The organism is Caballeronia sp. LZ043 (assembly GCF_031451075.1).
Lineage (GTDB): Bacteria > Pseudomonadota > Gammaproteobacteria > Burkholderiales > Burkholderiaceae > Caballeronia.
On the sequence record NZ_JARUXT010000003.1, the window covers coordinates 1,512,419 to 1,530,353 of the forward strand.

21 protein-coding genes are annotated in these 17,935 nt (G+C 65.5%); 4 read left to right on the forward strand and 17 right to left on the reverse strand.

Going from position 1 to position 17,935, the window contains the following annotated elements:
* Positions 1-6 precede the first annotated feature (6 nt).
* The 7 genes from araD to QCE64_RS27000 all read right to left on the reverse strand — a co-directional run bounded on the left by araD (position 7) and on the right by QCE64_RS27000 (position 6,735).
* Positions 7-1,740, reverse strand: coding sequence for an L-arabinonate dehydratase (araD, locus tag QCE64_RS26970; RefSeq protein WP_310007184.1), 1,734 nt, complete (start codon positions 1,738-1,740; stop codon positions 7-9).
* 33 nt (positions 1,741-1,773) lie between these two features.
* Positions 1,774-2,445 carry a MarC family protein gene (locus tag QCE64_RS26975; protein WP_309925011.1) on the reverse strand — a complete coding sequence of 224 codons (672 nt, stop codon included), beginning with the start codon at positions 2,443-2,445 and terminating at the stop codon, positions 1,774-1,776.
* 110 nt (positions 2,446-2,555) lie between these two features.
* Complete coding sequence (locus QCE64_RS26980; protein ID WP_310007186.1) at positions 2,556-3,017, reverse strand: hypothetical protein; 462 nt, start codon at positions 3,015-3,017, stop codon at positions 2,556-2,558.
* Between the two features lie 13 nt (positions 3,018-3,030).
* The gene (locus QCE64_RS26985; protein ID WP_309925014.1) at positions 3,031-3,372 is read right to left on the reverse strand and encodes a hypothetical protein; all 342 of its coding nucleotides are present in this window, start codon (positions 3,370-3,372) and stop codon (positions 3,031-3,033) included.
* A gap of 99 nt (positions 3,373-3,471) precedes the next feature.
* Positions 3,472-4,230: a flagellar regulator YcgR PilZN domain-containing protein gene (locus QCE64_RS26990; protein ID WP_309925015.1), complete on the reverse strand. Its 759-nt coding sequence runs from the start codon at positions 4,228-4,230 to the stop codon at positions 3,472-3,474.
* 212 nt (positions 4,231-4,442) lie between these two features.
* The gene (locus tag QCE64_RS26995; RefSeq protein WP_310007188.1) at positions 4,443-5,423 is read right to left on the reverse strand and encodes a hypothetical protein; all 981 of its coding nucleotides are present in this window, start codon (positions 5,421-5,423) and stop codon (positions 4,443-4,445) included.
* A gap of 226 nt (positions 5,424-5,649) precedes the next feature.
* The gene (locus QCE64_RS27000) at positions 5,650-6,735 is read right to left on the reverse strand and encodes an alpha/beta fold hydrolase (protein ID WP_309925017.1); all 1,086 of its coding nucleotides are present in this window, start codon (positions 6,733-6,735) and stop codon (positions 5,650-5,652) included.
* A gap of 189 nt (positions 6,736-6,924) precedes the next feature.
* Here QCE64_RS27000 and QCE64_RS27005 point away from each other — a divergent pair, with 189 nt between their 5' ends.
* The gene (locus QCE64_RS27005; protein ID WP_309925019.1) at positions 6,925-7,362 is read left to right on the forward strand and encodes a DUF2000 domain-containing protein; all 438 of its coding nucleotides are present in this window, start codon (positions 6,925-6,927) and stop codon (positions 7,360-7,362) included.
* Between the two features lie 2 nt (positions 7,363-7,364).
* Here the strand turns inward: QCE64_RS27005 and QCE64_RS27010 are convergent, their stop codons facing one another.
* Both QCE64_RS27010 and QCE64_RS27015 read right to left on the reverse strand, forming a co-directional pair.
* Positions 7,365-8,192 (reverse strand): AraC family transcriptional regulator, encoded by an 828-nt coding sequence (locus QCE64_RS27010; protein ID WP_309934014.1) that lies wholly within the window; start codon positions 8,190-8,192, stop codon positions 7,365-7,367.
* A 6-nt stretch (positions 8,193-8,198) separates the two neighbouring features.
* Complete coding sequence (locus QCE64_RS27015; RefSeq protein ID WP_309925022.1) at positions 8,199-8,831, reverse strand: TetR/AcrR family transcriptional regulator; 633 nt, start codon at positions 8,829-8,831, stop codon at positions 8,199-8,201.
* A gap of 175 nt (positions 8,832-9,006) precedes the next feature.
* Here QCE64_RS27015 and QCE64_RS27020 point away from each other — a divergent pair, with 175 nt between their 5' ends.
* Positions 9,007-9,279: a hypothetical protein gene (locus QCE64_RS27020; protein WP_309925023.1), complete on the forward strand. Its 273-nt coding sequence runs from the start codon at positions 9,007-9,009 to the stop codon at positions 9,277-9,279.
* Between the two features lie 35 nt (positions 9,280-9,314).
* Here QCE64_RS27020 and QCE64_RS27025 read toward each other — a convergent pair whose 3' ends face one another.
* From QCE64_RS27025 to QCE64_RS27060, 8 genes are read right to left on the reverse strand one after another with little or no spacing between them, the layout of a single operon-like run.
* A complete protein-coding gene (locus QCE64_RS27025; protein WP_310007190.1) occupies positions 9,315-10,604 on the reverse strand; it encodes an MSMEG_0569 family flavin-dependent oxidoreductase in 1,290 nt (429 codons plus the stop codon).
* Between the two features lie 23 nt (positions 10,605-10,627).
* Entirely contained in the window at positions 10,628-10,912 is a 285-nt protein-coding gene (locus QCE64_RS27030; protein WP_309925026.1) for an MSMEG_0570 family nitrogen starvation response protein, read from the reverse strand.
* On the reverse strand, positions 10,891-12,090 hold the full coding sequence (locus QCE64_RS27035; RefSeq protein ID WP_310007192.1) for an MSMEG_0565 family glycosyltransferase: 1,200 nt from the start codon (positions 12,088-12,090) through the stop codon (positions 10,891-10,893). Before QCE64_RS27035 ends, QCE64_RS27030 begins: the two co-directional genes overlap by 22 nt.
* Positions 12,078-13,028, reverse strand: a complete 951-nt coding sequence (locus QCE64_RS27040) for a sll0787 family AIR synthase-like protein (RefSeq protein WP_310007194.1) — start codon at positions 13,026-13,028, stop codon at positions 12,078-12,080. Before QCE64_RS27040 ends, QCE64_RS27035 begins: the two co-directional genes overlap by 13 nt.
* Entirely contained in the window at positions 13,025-13,585 is a 561-nt protein-coding gene (locus tag QCE64_RS27045; RefSeq protein WP_309925032.1) for an MSMEG_0567/Sll0786 family nitrogen starvation N-acetyltransferase, read from the reverse strand. The genes QCE64_RS27040 and QCE64_RS27045 overlap by 4 nt, the downstream gene beginning before the upstream one ends.
* Before the next feature lie 2 nt (positions 13,586-13,587).
* Entirely contained in the window at positions 13,588-14,658 is a 1,071-nt protein-coding gene (locus QCE64_RS27050; RefSeq protein WP_310007396.1) for an MSMEG_0568 family radical SAM protein, read from the reverse strand.
* Positions 14,651-15,658, reverse strand: coding sequence for a Nit6803 family nitrilase (locus QCE64_RS27055; protein WP_310007196.1), 1,008 nt, complete (start codon positions 15,656-15,658; stop codon positions 14,651-14,653). The genes QCE64_RS27050 and QCE64_RS27055 overlap by 8 nt, the downstream gene beginning before the upstream one ends.
* Positions 15,659-15,663: 5 nt before the next feature.
* The gene (locus tag QCE64_RS27060) at positions 15,664-16,146 is read right to left on the reverse strand and encodes an MSMEG_0572/Sll0783 family nitrogen starvation response protein (protein ID WP_309817869.1); all 483 of its coding nucleotides are present in this window, start codon (positions 16,144-16,146) and stop codon (positions 15,664-15,666) included.
* A 45-nt stretch (positions 16,147-16,191) separates the two neighbouring features.
* On the opposite strand from QCE64_RS27060, the gene QCE64_RS27065 reads away from it, so the two are divergent.
* The gene (locus tag QCE64_RS27065; protein ID WP_309934024.1) at positions 16,192-16,491 is read left to right on the forward strand and encodes a hypothetical protein; all 300 of its coding nucleotides are present in this window, start codon (positions 16,192-16,194) and stop codon (positions 16,489-16,491) included.
* 43 nt (positions 16,492-16,534) lie between these two features.
* A complete protein-coding gene (locus tag QCE64_RS27070) occupies positions 16,535-17,926 on the forward strand; it encodes a PLP-dependent aminotransferase family protein (RefSeq protein ID WP_309934026.1) in 1,392 nt (463 codons plus the stop codon).
* Positions 17,927-17,935: the final 9 nt, after the last annotated feature.

Below are 17,935 nucleotides of genomic sequence, written 5' to 3' on the forward strand. Positions count from 1 at the left end.
GCGGGATCAGTGAATTTCGGGTTCGTCGGGGGTGGCGGGCTGGGATTCGAGGAAGTCGAAGTCGCAGCCCTTGTCGGCCTGGGTCACGTGCAGTTGATGCATCACGCCGAAACCGCGCTCGAACGGCCGCTTCGGCGGCTGCCACGCGGCCCGGCGCGCGGCCAGTTCGTCGTCGCTTACCGCGAGATGCAGGCGTCGCGCCGGCACGTCCAGTTCGATCACGTCGCCGTCGCGCACCAGCGCCAGCGGCCCGCCGACAAACGATTCCGGCGCCACATGCAGCACGCAGGCGCCATAGCTCGTGCCGCTCATGCGCGCATCGGAGATGCGGACCATGTCGCGCACGCCCTGCTTCAACAATTTTTGCGGGATCGGCAACTGGCCCCACTCCGGCATGCCCGGCGCGCCCACCGGCCCCGCGTGCTGCAGCACGATCACCGAATCGGCGCCGATGTCGAGCGTTTCCTCGTCGATGCGCGCGGCCATGTCGGCGTAATCCGCGAACACCACCGCCGGGCCGCGATGCCTGAGCAGGCGCGCTTCCATCGCCGCCGGCTTGATGACCGCGCCATCCGGCGCGAGGTTGCCCGTCAGCACCGCAAGGCCGTCGCGCGGCACGAGCGGGTTGTCGCGGCGGCGGATCACGTCGTCGTTGAAGATCTCCGCATCCGCGATGTTCTCGCCCAGCGTGCGGCCACTCACCGTGCGCTGCGTGCCGTCGATCAGCGGGCCCAGCTCCGTCAGCAAGGCCCGCAAACCGCCCGCGTAGAAGAAGTCTTCCATCAGGTACGCGCCCGCCGGCCGGATGTTGCCGAGCACCGGCGTCACGCGCGCCAGTTCGTCGAAACGGGCGGTCGTGAGCGGCACGCCCGCGCGCCGCGCCATCGCCACCAGATGCACGATCGCATTGGTCGAGCCGGACAGCGCCAGCACCGTCGTCACGGCGTTGTCGAATGACTTCGGGGTGAGCAGGTCGGACGGCTTCAGGTCGCTCCACACCATCTCGACAATGCGCTGCCCCGTCAGCGACGCGTGCTGCGCATGGCGCGAATCCACCGCCGGTATCGACGCGAAACCCGGCAAGGTCAGGCCGAGCGCTTCGGCGGCGCTGGTCATCGTCGAGGCGGTGCCCATCGTCATGCAATGTCCCGGCGAGCGCGCAATGCCGCTCTCGACGCCCTTCCATTCGTCCTCGCTGATCTTGCCCGCACGCAGTTCGGCCCAGTACTTCCACGTGTCCGAGCCGCTGCCGAGCGTGCGGCCCTGCCAGTCACCACGCAGCATCGGGCCCGCTGGCAGAAAGATGGCCGGCAGGTTCATGCTGATCGCGCCCATCAGCAGGCCGGGCGTGGTCTTGTCGCAGCCGCCCATCAGCACGCAGCCGTCGAACGGATAGGAGCGCAGGACTTCCTCCGCTTCCATCGCCAGGAAGTTGCGGTACAGCATGGTGGTGGGCTTCTGGAACGGTTCGGCGAGCGTCATCACCGGCATTTCGACCGGAAAGCCGCCCGCCTGCCATATGCCGCGCTTCACTTCCTCCACGCGCTGCCGGAAGTGCGTATGGCACGAGTTGATCTCGCTCCACGTATTGAGCACGCCGATGACCGGCTTGCCCAGATAGTCCGACGGGTGATAACCCATCTGCGCGGTGCGCGAGCGATGGCCGAACGATCGCAGATCATTCACGCCATACCAGCGATGGCTGCGCAGTTCCTCCGGCTTCTTGCGATGCGTGGTCAAGCGCTGTCTCCTTTTGTTGCGGCGAACCTGCGTCTAGTGCAGTTTGAGCGGCACGGAGGCGAGCAGTTCGGACAGTCCGAGCCAGAGAATCTGCACGCCGATGCAGAAGATCACGAAGGCGAACAGCCGCACGGCCACCTGCGTGCCGACCGTGCCGAGCAGCCGTTCCAGATGCCCGGCGAAGCGCACGCACACGTAGATGCTCGCGCACAGGATCAGCAAGCCGATGCCGACGCCCGCCAGATGCACCGGTTGCAGGCCCTGGCGCGGCGAGCCGGTGCCCAGCGCAATCGCGACGGCGATCGCGCCCGGTCCAACGGTAATCGGCAAGGTCAGCGGATAGAACGCCTTGGCGCGCAGGGACGCGCCGCTGCGCGGCTTGGGTGCGGTGTCGGCGGGATCGTCGGGGTCGGCGTCGGGGGCCTGGAGCAGCGTCCAGCCCGCCATCGCGACGACCAGCCCGCCCGCCACGCGCAGCACCGGTATCGAGATGCCGAAGAACGACAGCACATAAGCGCCGATCGACAGCGAAGCCAGCAGGATCGCAAAGCTGTTGATGGAAATGCGCCGGGCGAGTTCGGCGCGGTCGGCGTCGCCGATGTGCGGCAGCATGCTCAGCACGACGAGCGCGGTCGCCGGCGGGTTGATGATCGGGAACAGCCCGGCGACGATCACGAGAACCGTCTTGGCGAATTCGTTGAGCATGGGCGTCGTGGTCCGCGTGTGTGTTCGTTGTGAATCACGCTCGTGCAAGCCGGGACATTGTGCACGTCGAACCACGCGCTGCGCCAGACAAACGTCCGCCGCCGGAATACTCAGTCGAGATTGAAGGCGGTGATTTTCACGTCGGACTGCTTGCACGCCTTGTCGCGGCAGACGCCGCTGAACCAGATCTCGCCATTGCCGATCATCGCGCCCTGGTCGCGCACGAAGAGCGCCGCGTACTTTTGCTGCGCGACGATGTCGACGAGTTTCGGCGTGAAGATGGACGCATAGTGCGCGATGAACTCGCGCCGGGTGCGCAGCGTCATTTCCGTGCCCGCGCGATGCACCGCGACCGGATACGACACCAGCGCCGCGACGGCTTTGCTGTCGTTGGCCGCGACCGCGCGCTGCAAGCGGTCGAAGAACGCCCGATACGGCTCGTGCGCGCCGAACAGCGCGTCCAGGCGGGCATCGACATCGGTTTCGGTCTGTGCGTCTTGCGCGAAGGTGGCGACGGGAAGCGCCAGCGCCGCCGCGAGCCCGATTCCGGCGAGAAGCCTGGTCCAGTTCATCGTGTCTCCGTGGTCAAGCGAACGGCGCCATGAGGACCAGCGCGCATTCGGTGAAAAACGAGCCGAGCCCCACGCCGATCAGCACGCGCGCGATGATCGTCCAGATGCGATTGTTCACGTTGCCGGCACAGCGCCACGCGAGCACGCACCACAGGAGATACAGCGCGGAACAGGCCGCGAACAGGCCCAGCATGCCGGGCCAGAACCAGACTGTGAGCAGCAGGAAGGATTCGGGAGAGAGACCGCCGGCCCAGAGGTCGAGATAGACGAACCACCACGCGAGGTGAATGGGCACGCCCAGCAACCACCAGATTTTCCAGAAGCGCTCTTCTCCGCGCCAGGCTCGACGAAGCATGCGTCGCGTCAGAGTGTAGGAGGCACGCATTCTACCAATGGATGCGTGCGACGCCCGAAGCGGGACCCGAATGGTCGGATCAATCAGTCAACCAGTCAATCAGGCCGACAGGCTGCGGCGCCGGGCTTCCATGCGCGTGATGAGCCGCTGCAAGACGCTTTCCGCCGCGCCCGAAAGCCGCGTGAAGCGAAAGCCGACGACATAACGCACATCGCCGCGCGGCGTGTTCACACTGCGCGGCGAGACGAGCTCGATGTCGATCGACAGGATGGTGCCCGGTCCCAGATGCAGCACAACGTCCTGGAACACGGTGCCGACCCCGGTTTCCGCGAGACGCGGCGCGTCCATGCGCAACGCGATGCCGCCCAGCGACAGGTCGTGCACTTCGTAGCGGAACGCTTCGCCATCGGCGAACGCGCCTTTGGCGTAGTAGGGATCGAGAATCGGCGTCGGCACGCGGAAGTATTCGCGGCGCTGGAAGTGATAGAGCTTCTCGGGAAACGAGACCTCGAAGGCCTGACGCCCTTCGTAATCGGCGGCGCGCGCCGCCTGCGTCGTGAACTCCACCCGCACGCCTTCGGGCGCGGCCTTGAAATACAGTTGCTTTGCTTCGAGCAGCGCGCGGTTGTCGGATTCGACGCCGCCCCAGTCGAACACGATGCGCGCCTCACGCGCGTCCACTTCGAGCAATTGAGTGACGATCTGCCCGTGTCCGCTGGTGACGGTGAGCATGTCGCGGCGCAACACGAGATTGCGCAGGACCACGGATATTTCGGCGGGGATGTGTCGCGCGAAGCGTTCGTGATCTTCGGCGAATTTCTCGATGTCGGATGTATGCGGCAATGACTCGGCGAGCATGATGATCCAATCTAGTTATCGGTGTTGAGACAGCGGACTGCATGCTACTGTGAAACCCTCATACGGCATATGGTGCACTAAAAAAAACGCGGCCAGAAGGCCGGTAACAAGTAGATTTCCACGCCAATTCAGCGTTTTGAGGCTGGTCAAGTTAGTTTCTTACTATTTGCTTTCCATCAAAAATAGGCCGGGCACCGTGCCCGGCCTTGGCTTCACATCAGCTTGTCGACTTCGCTGGTCAGCGCGCGGCGCCGCAACGGCGCGAGCGCCGCGCCAAGCCGTTCACCATGCGCTTCGGTGATGACGCGCCCGAGGATTTCGCCGAAACGCGGTTCATCGACGCCCGATATGATGTACTGCCAGCGATACGCGTCGAGCAGACCCGCATGCACGCGCGCTTCTTCATCGGACGACAGCGCGCGATCCAGTTGCGCGATGAAGTATTCCGCGTCGGCGGCGGCCTGCGCCTGCAACATGCCGTCGATCGCGCCAACCAGATCGATCAGGTCGCCAATGGCGGCGTCGCGTTCCGCCGCGCCGATGCGCGCGTCCTCGCGCATCCATTCCAGTTCGTCGATGATCGCGTGCTGCGATTCCTCCTTCCAGTGGAACAGGAAGATGTCCTTGAAAAGCGGCGACAGGCTGCTGTCGCTCTCCATGCTCTGCCGGTAATGCACCTGCGTAACGATCTCGATGCAGCACGTCAGCGCCAGGATCGACCAGGTGGACTTGCCGAGCACGAAGCGCGCGACATCGTCGGCATCCGGGACGAAGCGATAGCCGGGCGGCAGCGCCTCGGCCGCGAGCGCCTCCACGCGGCGGAACAGTTCCTGATGCTTCAGTTCCTCGTCGGTGAAGCGGACGATTGCTTCGAGCGCCGTCTGATCCGACAGCGCATGCTCGCGGCCGACTTCCAGCATCTTCGCGCCGATGAAGCGCTCGATCATGCCGAACATGTTCGCGTAGGTACGGCCCTGCACCTGCGACATCAGCCGGCGTTCGGACGCGCTCAGGAACGGCAGCCGGTACACCTCGCTGAGGCCGTGCGGCATGAAGGTATGGGCGGGATCGAAATGACGGCCGCGCAGCACGTCCTGATCGATCTCCCAGCGGATGCGGCGGGACACTTCGATGCACTTCGCATAGCGCTGTTGCGTGGACGGATGCATAGCTTGCGGGGAAATCTCTTTCATGACGGCGTTCATGTATGCGGACTCCGGATGATTCAGCGTCGATCAGGACAGGCGCGCGGCCTGGGGGAATGAACAGATCGGCTGATGGAATCGTCAATCGTCGCGTCTCCGTTCTGTGGAGCATTCTCGGCAGATGGACGCGGTCGCACATGAGGCGCAAGTCCCGGACGTCGACCGGGAAAGGCTGCACCAGAGGCGGAAACCCGGGACCGGTGTCCCGGAACGGTCAGGCGGAGGGTGCGTCGAAGCCCGCGCGGCGCGCCAGCACGATGGCCTGCGCACGATTCTCGACCTCGAGCTTTGCGAAGATGCTGGTGATGTGATTGCGCACGGTCTTCTCGCTCAGCGTCAGACGCGCGGCAATCTGCGCGTTGTCGCGTCCGCCCGCCAGCAGTTCGACGATATCGCGCTCGCGCGGCGTCAGCGTCGCGAATGCGGGATCAGCCGGTGGCGTTGACGGCAGGAACGCCCGCACTTCGTCGCGCCAGCGTCGCCAGGCGGCATCGGTTTCCAGCACGAGATGGTTCTCGCTCTCCAGCGGCACGAAGCGCGCGCCGGGAATCTGGCCGGCGAGCAGGCGGCTTTCGTCGAAGGGCACGCGCGCGTCGCCGCTCGCATGCAGCACGAGCGTCGGACACTGCACTTGCGGCAGCAGGTCCACCACGTCGATCTCGTTGAAGACGCGCATGATGCGCGCCGCATTGCGCGGCGTGGTCGTGAGCCGTTCGAGTTCGTTGAACCAGTGATGCTGTTCCGGCGTGCCGCCCGGGATGAATTGCGTCGTGAAGAACTGGCGAAACGCGGGATTCTGCTTGCCCCAGCCCAGTTCCGCGAGCTTCACGAGCATTTCGGCTTCCTCTTGCTGCGCCGGATCGCGGGTGCGCTTGAGACGTCCGCGCGCGTAACCGCCGTGCAGCACCAGATGCGTGACGCGCTCCGGATGCGCCACCGCATAGGCAATCGCGATGGACGCGCCCTGCGAGATGCCGAGCAGCGGAAAGCGTTCGAGGCCGCTCGCGTCGACCACCGTTTCCAGGTCGCGCAGCCACGCATTGAAGGAGATTTCGCCGACGTCGCGGTCCGACAGGCCGCAGCCGCGCTGGTCGTAGCGGATCAGCGTATGACGGCCGCACAGTTCGACCATCAGATGGCTCCAGACTGGACTCGCAAAATCCAGTTCCAGATGACTGAGCCAGTTCGCGGCCTTGACGATCGGCGGACCCGAACCGCACATCGCGTAGGCGATGTGCACGCCGTCGCTCGCAGTGCAAAGGCGGATGTGCTGGCGGGGCGTGGGCGGGCGCGTCACCATCGTTCGAAAGTGTAAGTAGGGACACCATACAAGCACGAACGCCGCGCCGGACGCGCGACTGTTCATGCTTGCGCGTAATGGAATGGAAAGTCAAGAACGTAAGGCAGCGGGCGGCGTGCAACAGGATTCAAGACCTGGCCGCATGCGGCGGGTCATGATCCGGGCTTTATCGATGAAAGAGGACTGTTCGTGACGGAAGCCAATCATTCGGATCAGCCGGTGCGCCCGCAGCGTTGCGTGATCGTGGTCGACCAGGACCTGCCCGCGGGCAAGGCGGCCAATGCAGCGGCCGTGCTGGCGCTGACGGTCGGGCAGCGCCATCCGGCGCTGGTCGGCGAAGCGCTCGTCGATGCCTCGGGCTGCGCGCATCCCGGTCTTATTCCAATCGGCATTGCGGTGCTCGGGGCGGATCAGGACACGTTGTCGGCGATCCGCGACAAGGCGATCGCCGCCGCGTGCGACGTCGTCACCTTCCCGGTGCAGGGACAGCAAACCACCGACTACGGCGCGTTTCGCGATGCCGTCGCCGGTGTCGTCACCGAGGAGCTTCGCTATGTCGGACTCGCGTTGATCGGCGATCGCAAGCCGGTCAGCAAGGCGGTCGCGAATCTCGGCTTGCTCAAATAGCGTCAGGTGCGCGTGGCCGTCTTGTATGCGCCCGGCGTCACGCCGAGCATGCGGCGGAAGGTGCGCGTGAGATGCGCCTGATCCGCAAAACCGGTGGCGGCGGCGATATCCGAGAGCGCGCCGCCGTGACGGATCATCTGCATCGCGCGGCGCACGCGGGCCTGGCGCTGGTATTCGTGCGGCGTCATGCCGGTTTCGCGGCTGAACGCGCGGAACAGCCGGAACGGCGGCAGTCCCGACGCCGCCGCGATCTCCTCCAGATGCAGTTGCTCGCCGATACGCTCGTCCAGGAAACGGCGCGCCGCCGCCACCGCGCGCGGTTCGCGCGGCGTGGCGGCGATTCCCGCGCCTTCTTTCAGATGCCGTCCAACGAGCCGCGCCGCGAACGCCAGATAGCGTTCGTCGCGTTGCAGCGACGGCCCGTGCACCTCGGACGAGCGATGCACGTCGAAGAGCGCCGCGCACAGCGCCGGATCGCGGATGATCGGCCCGACGACGCCGCCTGGACGTCCCGCGGCGCGCGCGTCGCCGGTGAGCGCGCGGAGATGCGCGACATCCACGTACAGCGTGCGCTGCGTCCAGCCGGCGTCGTCGACTGGCCAGCCCGCGTGCGGTTCGTCGGCGTCGATGGCGTACAGGTCGCCGCGCCGCGCGACGAACTCCGTGCCGCGCATGCGGATGCGGATCGCGCCGCCCGTCAGCAGCGCGAAACAGGCGGTGTCGTGCGCGTGGACGTCGTAGGAAAAGTCAGCGAAGCGCCCGCGCAACAGCTCCGCGCCGAGTTCGGGCGCGCGCCAGATTTGCGTGTCGGCTTTGGGCGTCGGCTTCATGAGGGGTCAGCGCTTCGTGCGCAGCGGCAGCGTTGCGATGAATTGATCGATCGCGGCGAACAGCGCCGGCTTGCGCACGCCGTCCTGCGCCTGAATCGACAAACCGGCGAACAGCGTCATGCACAGCGCGGCGAGCGCCGGGACATCGGTGCGGGCGTCGAGTTCGCCGGATTCGACCGCGTGCGCGAGCCGCGCCGCGACCGTGCTCGCGACCTTGCGCCGGAGCTTCTGCAATTCGGCGCGCAACTGCGCGTGTTCCGCGCCCACCGACATCGCGCCGAGAAAAATCATGCAGCCACGAGGATGCGATGTGCCGGTGAACAATTCGGTGCTGGTGCGGAACATGGCCCGCAGGCCGTCGCGTACGGATTCATGCGCCTGCAGATTCCGCAGCGCCGCGCCGCCCTCTGAGGCGACATAGAGTTCGACGGCCTCGCGATACAGATCTTCCTTGCTGCCGAACGCCGCGTAGAGACTGGGGGAGTTGATGCCCATGGCGTCCACGAGATCGGCCATGGAACAGGTGTCATAGCCCTTCGACCAGAACACTTCCATCGCGCTTCTGAGCGCCGTTTCACGGTCGAAGCTGCGCGGACGGCCGCGCGTCTTGAGTTGCGTTTGATTAGCCAGTGACGACATGTCTCGCTCCGCCGTATCAACCGGACTGCGCCGCGCGTCATTCCTGCGCACAGCGCAATTCTGAATTATGTGTCGATCATAACAAAATAACTGGACGTCGTATCATCCGGATGGTCAAATATCTGTGTCGATCGTTACATAATCAGCCGGTTTGAATTCTCAGGAGTGTGTCGTCATGAAAAAGTCCTTGTCCACGCTTGCCGTCGCGTTGCTGGTTGCAAGCCCGTTCGTTGCTGCGCCCGCTTTTGCCGAGAACAACGGCACGCCCGCGCCTTATTCCGTCTTCGTCGATCAACCGACCGGCTATACCTTCGTCAAGCTGCCCGGCGGATGGAAGTTCGTCGGCGCGGTGTCGCAGGAAGAAGCGCAGCATGTGCCTTCGAACGTGTTGACGTCGGTGCTGCCGGCCGAGTCCGTCCGGTCGATCAATACCGCTTCCTCGAAGTAAACCGCGTCGGGTTTGACGCGTCTTTCACGCGTCCTTCACGCGGCCACAATCGAGACGCTCTCCGGCACGGACGCCCGCTCGGCACTGATCGCATCGACGACATGCTGAGCATCGCGCGCGACGCCCGAGAAGCGTCCCGATCCCCACGTATGCAGCCACGGCAAGCCGACGAAGTAAAGCCCCGGCACCGCCGTCACCCCGCGCGTGTGTGACGGATAACCGCGGCCGTTGAACACCGGCGCGTCCAGCCAGCCGAAATCGGGCGTAAAGCCGATGCACCAGACAATCGACGTGATGCCGCTTGCCTGAAGGTCGAGTTCCGCGCGCTCTTCATGCGGTTGCCAGAGCGGCACGTACGGCGCGGCAGGCGGCGCCTCGATGCCATGCTTCGCGATGAAGCCGTCGATGCTCGCGTTGATGCGGTTATAGGTATCGTCCGCTTCATCGAGGTTCTTGCGCAGGTTGGTCGCGAAGCGCAGCGTGCCGTCGCGGAAATCCTCCAGCCGCCCGAACAGTTCCATGCCTTCGAGCGCGAAGCGGCGCAAGTCGATATCGCGACCGCCATCGCGGCCCGTGACGTAGTGATTGGTGTTGTCGCGCACGCCTTCGCGCAGCGGATGATCGGTCACGGGCATGTCGTAATAGCGCATGTCCGCGAGCCAGTCCACCACGTCGCGGCCGCGATGGAAGCGCGCACAGCGCGGCGCTTCTCCCACGGCGAGATGCACCTTGCGGCCCGACAGATGCAGATCCTCGGCGATCTGCGCTCCGGACTGCCCCGAGCCGACGACCAGCACCGCGCCCGGCGGCAAGGCATCCGCATGCCGGTATTCCGACGACTGCACCTGCGCGATGCCCGGCGGCAAGCGCTCCGCCATGCGTGGCACGATCGGCGTGTGATAGCCGCCGGACGCCACCACCAGTTGATCGGCGGTGAAGTCGCCGCGCGTGCTTTTCACGTGATAGCGTCCGCCTGCATCTCGCGTCACGCGCGTGACTGCCGCGCCTTCCAGCACCGGCGCATTGACCTTCGCGATGAAGCCGTCGAGATAGGCGATGATCTCGTCCTTCTTCATGAAGCCGTGCGGATCCGCGCCCTCATACGGATGTCCCGGCAGCGCGCACTGCCAGTTGGGGGTCACGAGGCAGAACGTGTCCCAGCGCTGCGTGCGCCAGGTATGGGTGACGCTGTGCTTTTCCAGCACGAGATGATCGATCTTCGCCTGTTGCAGGAAGTGGCTGACCGACAGCCCCGCCTGCCCGCCGCCGACGACGATCACACTGACATGCTTCGGCGCAGCGCCGCCGGATTCGATGCTGGACATGGTGCATCCCCTGAACGAACAAGTTAATCGAGCGCGAGCACGGTGACCTGTGCTTCGTGCGCATCGTGGAAACGTCGTGCATCTGCTTCGATGCGTGCAAGCTGATCGAGCGCGGCGGAGCATGCGAATCCGTATTTCTCGCGCACGCGTTCGGAGCCGATGTGCAAGGCTTCGCGGGAACGGGCGACGAAGTCATCGACGGCATAGCGCTCGCCCGCCGTGAAGAACTCGCCGACGACGGTCGAAGGCGAATAGCAGTTGGCTTCCACGCCATCGGGCCAGCGGATCAGAAAATGCATGACGGGCATGGAGTGGCTCCGTTTGAAGGTTGATCGGTTTCGAGCCACGCGCGATAAAGGTCGAGATGACGCGCGGCACTCGCTTGCCACGTGAAGCGCCGCAACAGCGCGGGCACGGCTTGCACGAAGTCGATGCCGCTACTGCCCTCGAGCGCGGCGGCAATCGATGACGCGTCGTGTGGATCGGCGAACGTGCAGGTGCGCTCGTCGAGATACCCGGTGAAGGGCGCGATACGTGACACCACGACCGGCCGTCCGCTCGCCAGCGCTTCAAGCACCACCAGACCGAAGCCTTCGCGAAGCGAGATCATCGACACGACATCAGCGAGACGGAACAGCGCGGGCATCTCAGCGTCCGGCAGCGCGCCCGTGACGATCACCGGCGTGCCGCGCGCGCCGACCTCGAGTTCCAGCGCCGCCGCTCGCGCAAAAAAGCGGCGCGTGTAGTCATCGTGGTCGAGCAGACTGGCGCCGCCCGCCAGCACCAGTTGCGCGCCGGGCCAACGTGCGCGCAGCAAGGCGAACGCTTCGAGCAGCATCGACGTGTTCTTGCGTTCCTCGATTCCGCCCACCGCCAGCACAATCGGTCCTCCGCTCATGCCAAAGCGGTCGCGCAACGTATGCGTGTCAGAGTCGGCACAAACGCCGTAGCGCGTTCCGTCGATGCCGTTCGACACCGTGTGCGCCGTCACGCCATAGGTCGAGCGCATGATTTGCGTCCATGCGTCGCTGACGCAGAACACGGCATCCGCGTCCTGCCACGCGCGGCGTTGCCAACGGTCGAGTTGCGGGTCGTCGAAGTGGTCGAGGTGGTGCACCGTGCGCACGAAGCCACGAATCGTTCGCTCGTCCTTCAGTTCCGCCAGCGCATTCCCGCCGATGCTGTCCTGCGCATGCAGCACGTCGAAGCCGTCCGGATTGAGGTCTTCAAGCGCGAGCTTCAACGCGCGAAAGCGTTGCGCGACCATGCCGGTCAGCCCCTTCGCCTCGCCTTCGATGCGCGCCAACACGATCCGGCACGGCGACGCGCGAAACATCGACTCGCCCGGCCGTGCGGGTGCGAAAACCGTGACTTCGTGCCCGGCGTCGTGCAGCGCGCGCGCCAGTTCGAGCGTATGCACGACGCCGCCGCGCGGATTCACCGAATGCGTCAGCAGTCCAATTCGCAGTGCGTTCAGCGCGCGCATATGAACGGCTCCTCGCGGAGGTTCCACAGCAAGGCCGCTTCGTCGCCGCGCGTCACGACCACTTCGCGCGATGGATCCACCTCGCCGATCACCGCGCTCGCGATATCACGCGATGCAAAGCGCGCGAGCACGTCGCCTACATGCTCCTTATGTACTGAAAGCACAAAGCCGAAGCTCGGAAACGCCGTGAGCCAGCGCTCGAAATCCACCTCCGGAGGACGCGGCACCGCATCGAGATCGATACGAGCGCCGGCATTCGAGCATTCGAGCAGCATCAGCGCCGTGCCGAGCGCGCCCGCCATGCTGATGTCCTTCGCCGCAACGCACAGCCCGTCTTCGGCCAACAATGGCAGCAGTTCGAAATCGCCCCTCGCGCGGCCTTCCGGCGCGCCCACCGATGCATTCCAGAACGGATACGGTTCCTCGAAACGCCCGCGCAGATCGACAGCCATGACGAGCGCATCGCCGGGACGGGCGTCGAAGCTGGTCAAGAGCCTGCGCGCACGCCCGACGATCGCCACCGCAAGCTGCGCGCCTTCGCTGCGCACGTTGCTGTGTCCGCCGACGATGGGCACGCCATATACGCGCGATGCCGCCGTCATGCCCGCGAGCACGTCGCCCGCGGCCTGCGCGCTGCCGCTCCACAGCGCATCGACGACGGCGAGCGGGCGGCCGCCCATCGCGTAGATGTCGCTGACGTTCACCATGACGCCGCTGTAGCCGGCGAACCACGGCATCGTCTGGACGAAGTCGCTTACCAGACCTTCGATCGCGAACAGCAGGAAGCCGTCGCCGTCGGGAATGGCGGCGCAATCGTCGCCGATGGCCACATCGCGCGCGCCTGCCGGCAAGTGCGCGAGCACGCGCGAGATATCGCTCTTGTGCTGAAAGCCCCGGCTTTCTCTTAACCGCTCGACCAATCCCGCCAGAGGCTTCACGGCAGCCTCCGCGCGAGCGCGACAAAACCGCTCTGCGGCGTGACGCACGGCGGATAGGCATCGAGTTGCGCGCGCATCAGATGATGAGCGCGGCCGAACAGCGTTTCCTCCTGCTGCGTGTCCCAGTGCAGCCGCCGGAACAGCGGCACGTTCTGCTCCTGGACATGCGCGAGGAACGTCTCGCAGCCGAGCGCATGCGCGCTCGACACGGCCAGCCGGATGAGCGTCGAGCCGATCTTGCCGTGCGAGCGGAATGCCGCATGCACCGCGAGCCGCGAACCGAGCCACACGCCCGGCTCGCGCTCGTGAATGCGCACCGTGCCGACGACCTGATCCGGCATGCCCGCGACACAGCTCAGCGCGACCAGCAACTGCGCACGCGTGTCGATCTCGTCGCGATCGTCGCCGACGAACACGCCCTGCTCGATGCAGAACACCGCGCGCCGCAGCTTGTACGCTTCCTCCGCTTCCCAGGGCAGCGTCGCCCATTTGACGCGGAATTCGACCGGCGTGTAGTCGAGATCGAGTGCATCGCCTTCAATGGCTTCGACGAACATGGTCAGGCCTCGTACGATGACAGCGATGAACACGCGCCGCATTTGCCGCAGCCCGCCTTGATGTCGGCGGAACGCATGCCGGCTTCGCCAAGCATCGCGCCGATGGGCGCCAGCACCGCACGCATGAACTCGGGCGCGGGCGCGGGATGATCTTCGAGCGGTGTGCCGCTGATCGGCACGAAGGGCACGACGAACGGATACACGCCGAGCGCGATCAGCTCGCGCGCCATCCCGACGATGTCCTCCGCGCTGTCGCCCAGTCCCGCCAGGATGTAGGTGCTCACCTGGCCGCGGCCGAACACCGCGACCGCCGCTTCGAACGCTTCCATGTAGCGCGTCACCGGCACCGTCGCCTTGCCCGGCATGATGCGCTCGCGCACGGCCGGCGTGACGGCTTCCAGATGCATGCCGAGCGTATCGATGCCGCTCGCCTTCATGCGCTCGAACCAGCGGTCGTCGTCGGGCGGCTCGCATTGCGCCTGGATCGGCAGATTCACGGCGGCCTTGATCGCGAACGCGCTCTCGCACAGCACCCGCGCGCCGCGATCGGGCGTCGGCGGTGTGCCGGTCGTCAGCACCATGTGCCTGACGCCGTCCAGCAACACCGCCGCGCGCGCCACTTCGGCAAGCTGCTCCGGCGTCTTGTGCGCAATCGTGCGGCCCGCCGCCAGCGACTGGCCGATCGCGCAGAACTTGCACGACTTGCGGCGGCTCTCATAACGGATGCAGGTTTGCAGCACGGTGGTGGCGAGCACATCGGCGCTGTGCAGCGTCGCGATATGCGAGTACGGCACGCCGTCGAGCGTCTGCATCGCGTAGAAACGCGGCGCTTGCGGAAAGCTGATGCTGGCGATCGGAATGGCGTTGCGCGTCAGCGCGCTGATGCCGTGCGCATCCGGCTGACCCGCGACGAACGGCGAATCCCATGCGCTGCTCGTATGCACGGGAACCATGATGGTCACGCCGTCCACCATCACGGCCTTGTGGTCCGATGGCCCCGCGCCGCCGCGCCGGCTCGACACGCCCGCGCGCGGATCGACCAGCCGCAGGCCGGCCGACTGCAGTTCAGTCATCAGTTGCCGGCTCGATGCCGGCAGTTTCTCGCGGGCGTTCATCGTCGTGGATGTCCTTGAAAGAAGTGACGGGCGATGCCGGGCGATCGTTGATCGCGAGGCTCAGCAACTCGGGCCGCGCATAGTGGCCGACCGAATCCATCATGCGTTTGCGCTTCGTGATGAGCGCCATGTCGAGATCGGCGATCACCATGCCTTCGCCCTCGCGCAGCGGCTCGGCGAGATGCTGGCCTTCCGGCGACACGATCGCCGTGTTGCAGCCGCCGCGCAGCGCGCGTTGCAGGTTGGGATCGGGCGTGATGGCTTCGATCTGCGCGTCGGTCAGCCAGCCGGTCGCGTTGACGACGAAGCAGCCCGACTCCAGCGCGTGGTGGCGGATCGTCACTTCGATCTGTTCCGCGAAGATCGGCCCCACCAGCGAGCCGGGGAACTGGCTGCAATGGATCTCTTCGTGCTGCGTCATCAGCGCGTAGCGCGCGAGCGGGTTGTAGTGTTCCCAGCACGCCAGCGCGCCGACGCGTCCCACGCCGGTGTTCACCACTTTCAGGCCCGCCGCGTCGCCCTGGCCCCAGATCATGCGTTCGTGGAAGGTCGGCGTGATCTTGCGGCGCTTGAGGCGCAGCGTGCCGTCGGTATCGAAGATGAGTTGGGTGTTGTACAGGCTGCCGTGATCGCGTTCGTTCACGCCAAGCACGACGACCATGTTGCACAGCCGCGCGTGCTCGGACACGGCCTGCGTGACCGGGCCGGGCACCACCACGGCCTGCTCGTACAGCTTCATGTGATCCGCGCCCGATGCCACCGGCGCGCGCACGAACGAGAAGTACGGGTAGTACGGCACGAAGGTCTCGGGGAAGACGATCAGCTGCACGCCCTGCGCCGCAGCTTCGTCGATGGCCGTGCAGACGCGGTCGAGCGTGCCGTTCGGGCGCTCGAAGTCCGGTGTGATCTGCACGGCCGCCACGCGCACGATACGCGGTGTCGAAAGGGCATCGGGCATGATCGTCACACGGTCCAGGTATGGATGATCAGCGCGTTCTCCTTGCGATGGAGCAGCTGGATGTCCAGCACGTCGAGCGGATTGATCGGGCGGATGCCTTCGATGAGCGACGCCTCGCCGTGTCCATACAGCGCCTGCAGAGCGAAGCGGCAGGCGTAGACCTTGCCGCCTTCGGCCATGAACTTCTGCAGTTGCTTGTTGAAGTTGAGATGACCGGGGAAGGCTTCATCGCCGAGCGTCGGAAAGCCGCGCTGCAGACCGAGCGTGACGCCGGGGCCGTACAGCAGCACGGAGGTATCGAAGCCCTTGCGTTGCAGACGCGTGGCCTGCAACAGGTTCACGAAGCCGATCGACCCTTCGAACGCGACCGTGTGAAACGTGACGAGCGCTTTCTCACCAGGCTCGGCCTTCACGTCCTCGAAGACTTTCTCTTCGTAGTCGACCAGATAATCGCCGTTCTTGTGAAGCGGTTGATTGACTGCGGGCATGGCTTTCTCCGATGAGTGTGAGGTTCGATGCCGGTGCGCTCGTCCATGCAGCGCGTCGACGGGTCTTCAAACGCAACGGGTATGCCAATGATTGGCCCGCGAAATGCAATCACTTTGCAATCAAGCAAAACAAACTTGCTCGACGGAACCGAAAAATTTTTGCCTGAGCCTTGCTGGAAGGGCTTTATCGACGCAAGTGGGAGAAGGTGCGTGGATGGCGTTCGCACGATTTCAGCGCAAACGGGCGTGAGCATGGTGCGTCGTACACCGAAGACGTGCATCGATGCGATCAATGCAATCAAGTCCAATCTGCCGATGCGATCTTTTTCCCTTCGATTGTTTTGACATGCCAGGATCGAGCGAACCTGTTGCGAGGATCATCGCGGACATGAATCAGCCGGCACATCACTGGATCAGGAAGCTCGAAGAAAGCAGGAAGCCCGCTTACCTGACGATTCCCGATCTGATCGAGGAAGATCTCGCAAGCGGCCGTCTGCGGCCACGCGACCGGCTGCCCGGCCTGCGCGATCTCGCCGGCCTGCTGAGTCTCAACTACACGACCGTCGCGCGCGCCTATGCGGAAGCACGCAAGCGCGGCCTGCTCGACGCCCGCGCGGGCAGCGGCACCTTCGTGCGCGGCAGGACGCAGACCTTGCCGCTGGCGGGTGGCGGGAGCGTCGAGATGTCGATGAACATGCCGCCGGAGCCGCCCGCGCTCGCCGCGCGGCTGCGGGCTTCGGCGGCGCGGCTGATGGAACGCGCCGATCCGTTCCAGCTGCTGCGCTATCAGGATTTCGGCGGCTTGCCGGTTGATCGGGCGGCGGGACGCGACTGGCTGCGGCCGCGCGTGCCCGCCTGCGACACCGATACGGTGCTCGTGTGCCCGGGCATCCACGGGGCGCTGGTCGCGCTGGTGTCGCAACTGGCGCGGCCGGGCGAGATGATCTGTTTGGACTCGCTCGCCTATCCGGGCATCAAGGCGATCGCCTCGCAATTGGGCGTGCGTCTGCAAGCGCTGCCGCGCGACGACGAAGGGCCGCTGCCGCATGCGTTCGAGGCGCTGTGCAGGACTGAGAAGCCGGGCGGCTTCTATTGCAATCCGACCTTGCAGAATCCGAGCACGCTGACGTTGACACGCAGGCGGCGTGAGGCCATCGCCGACGTGGCGCTGCGCTACAACGTGCCGATCATCGAGGACGAGCCTTACGGCATGTTGCCGCCCGATGCGCCGCCGACACTGGCCGAACTCGCGCCCGAACTGACCTATCACGTGACCGGCTTGTCGAAGACGCTGGGCGCGGGCTTGCGCGTGGCTTACCTGAGCGCGCCGACGCCGCGCCAGACGCAGCGGATTGCAGGCGCCTTGCGCGCGACCTCGGTGATGCCGAGTCCGTTCACCGTGCTGCTCGCGACGCACTGGGTCAATGACGGCACCGCCGCCGACGTGCTGAACGCGATCCGTGAGGAAGCGGCCGCACGGCAGGCGATTGCATTGGCGGAACTGCACGAATTCGCCTTCGATGCCAACTCGCACGGTTTCCATCTTTGGCTGCCGGTGCCATCGGTATGCGACTGGAGCGCGCCGGAACTGGCGTTGCAGTTACGCAATCAGGGCATCGGAGCGGTGGCGGGCGCGGCGTTTTCGACCGACGGTAATCCGCCAAATGCGTTGCGTTTGTGTCTTGGTGGCCCGCAGGATCGCGAGGATTGCAGGGAAGCGTTGCGACGCGTGGCGGATATGCTGGGTGATCCGCATCACTTGCATGTGCCGATGTTGTGATGCGGGACG

What these genes read in the sequence shown, in the direction of transcription:
- QCE64_RS27035 (WP_310007192.1), bottom strand. Translation starts at nt 12,090, where the DNA reads ATGCGCGCGCTGAACGCACTGCGAATTGGACTGCTGACGCATTCGGTG.
- QCE64_RS27020 (WP_309925023.1), top strand. Translation starts at nt 9,007, where the DNA reads ATGAAAAAGTCCTTGTCCACGCTTGCCGTCGCGTTGCTGGTTGCAAGC.
- QCE64_RS27025 (WP_310007190.1), bottom strand. Translation starts at nt 10,604, where the DNA reads ATGTCCAGCATCGAATCCGGCGGCGCTGCGCCGAAGCATGTCAGTGTG.
- QCE64_RS26995 (WP_310007188.1), bottom strand. Translation starts at nt 5,423, where the DNA reads ATGAAAGAGATTTCCCCGCAAGCTATGCATCCGTCCACGCAACAGCGC.
- QCE64_RS27045 (WP_309925032.1), bottom strand. Translation starts at nt 13,585, where the DNA reads ATGTTCGTCGAAGCCATTGAAGGCGATGCACTCGATCTCGACTACACG.
- QCE64_RS27070 (WP_309934026.1), top strand. Translation starts at nt 16,535, where the DNA reads ATGAATCAGCCGGCACATCACTGGATCAGGAAGCTCGAAGAAAGCAGG.
- QCE64_RS26985 (WP_309925014.1), bottom strand. Translation starts at nt 3,372, where the DNA reads ATGCTTCGTCGAGCCTGGCGCGGAGAAGAGCGCTTCTGGAAAATCTGG.
- QCE64_RS26990 (WP_309925015.1), bottom strand. Translation starts at nt 4,230, where the DNA reads ATGCTCGCCGAGTCATTGCCGCATACATCCGACATCGAGAAATTCGCC.
- QCE64_RS27000 (WP_309925017.1), bottom strand. Translation starts at nt 6,735, where the DNA reads ATGGTGACGCGCCCGCCCACGCCCCGCCAGCACATCCGCCTTTGCACT.
- QCE64_RS27030 (WP_309925026.1), bottom strand. Translation starts at nt 10,912, where the DNA reads ATGCCCGTCATGCATTTTCTGATCCGCTGGCCCGATGGCGTGGAAGCC.
- QCE64_RS27050 (WP_310007396.1), bottom strand. Translation starts at nt 14,658, where the DNA reads ATGACTGAACTGCAGTCGGCCGGCCTGCGGCTGGTCGATCCGCGCGCG.
- QCE64_RS26975 (WP_309925011.1), bottom strand. Translation starts at nt 2,445, where the DNA reads ATGCTCAACGAATTCGCCAAGACGGTTCTCGTGATCGTCGCCGGGCTG.
- QCE64_RS26980 (WP_310007186.1), bottom strand. Translation starts at nt 3,017, where the DNA reads ATGAACTGGACCAGGCTTCTCGCCGGAATCGGGCTCGCGGCGGCGCTG.
- QCE64_RS27060 (WP_309817869.1), bottom strand. Translation starts at nt 16,146, where the DNA reads ATGCCCGCAGTCAATCAACCGCTTCACAAGAACGGCGATTATCTGGTC.
- QCE64_RS27010 (WP_309934014.1), bottom strand. Translation starts at nt 8,192, where the DNA reads ATGAAGCCGACGCCCAAAGCCGACACGCAAATCTGGCGCGCGCCCGAA.
- QCE64_RS27055 (WP_310007196.1), bottom strand. Translation starts at nt 15,658, where the DNA reads ATGCCCGATGCCCTTTCGACACCGCGTATCGTGCGCGTGGCGGCCGTG.
- QCE64_RS27065 (WP_309934024.1), top strand. Translation starts at nt 16,192, where the DNA reads ATGCAGCGCGTCGACGGGTCTTCAAACGCAACGGGTATGCCAATGATT.
- QCE64_RS27015 (WP_309925022.1), bottom strand. Translation starts at nt 8,831, where the DNA reads ATGTCGTCACTGGCTAATCAAACGCAACTCAAGACGCGCGGCCGTCCG.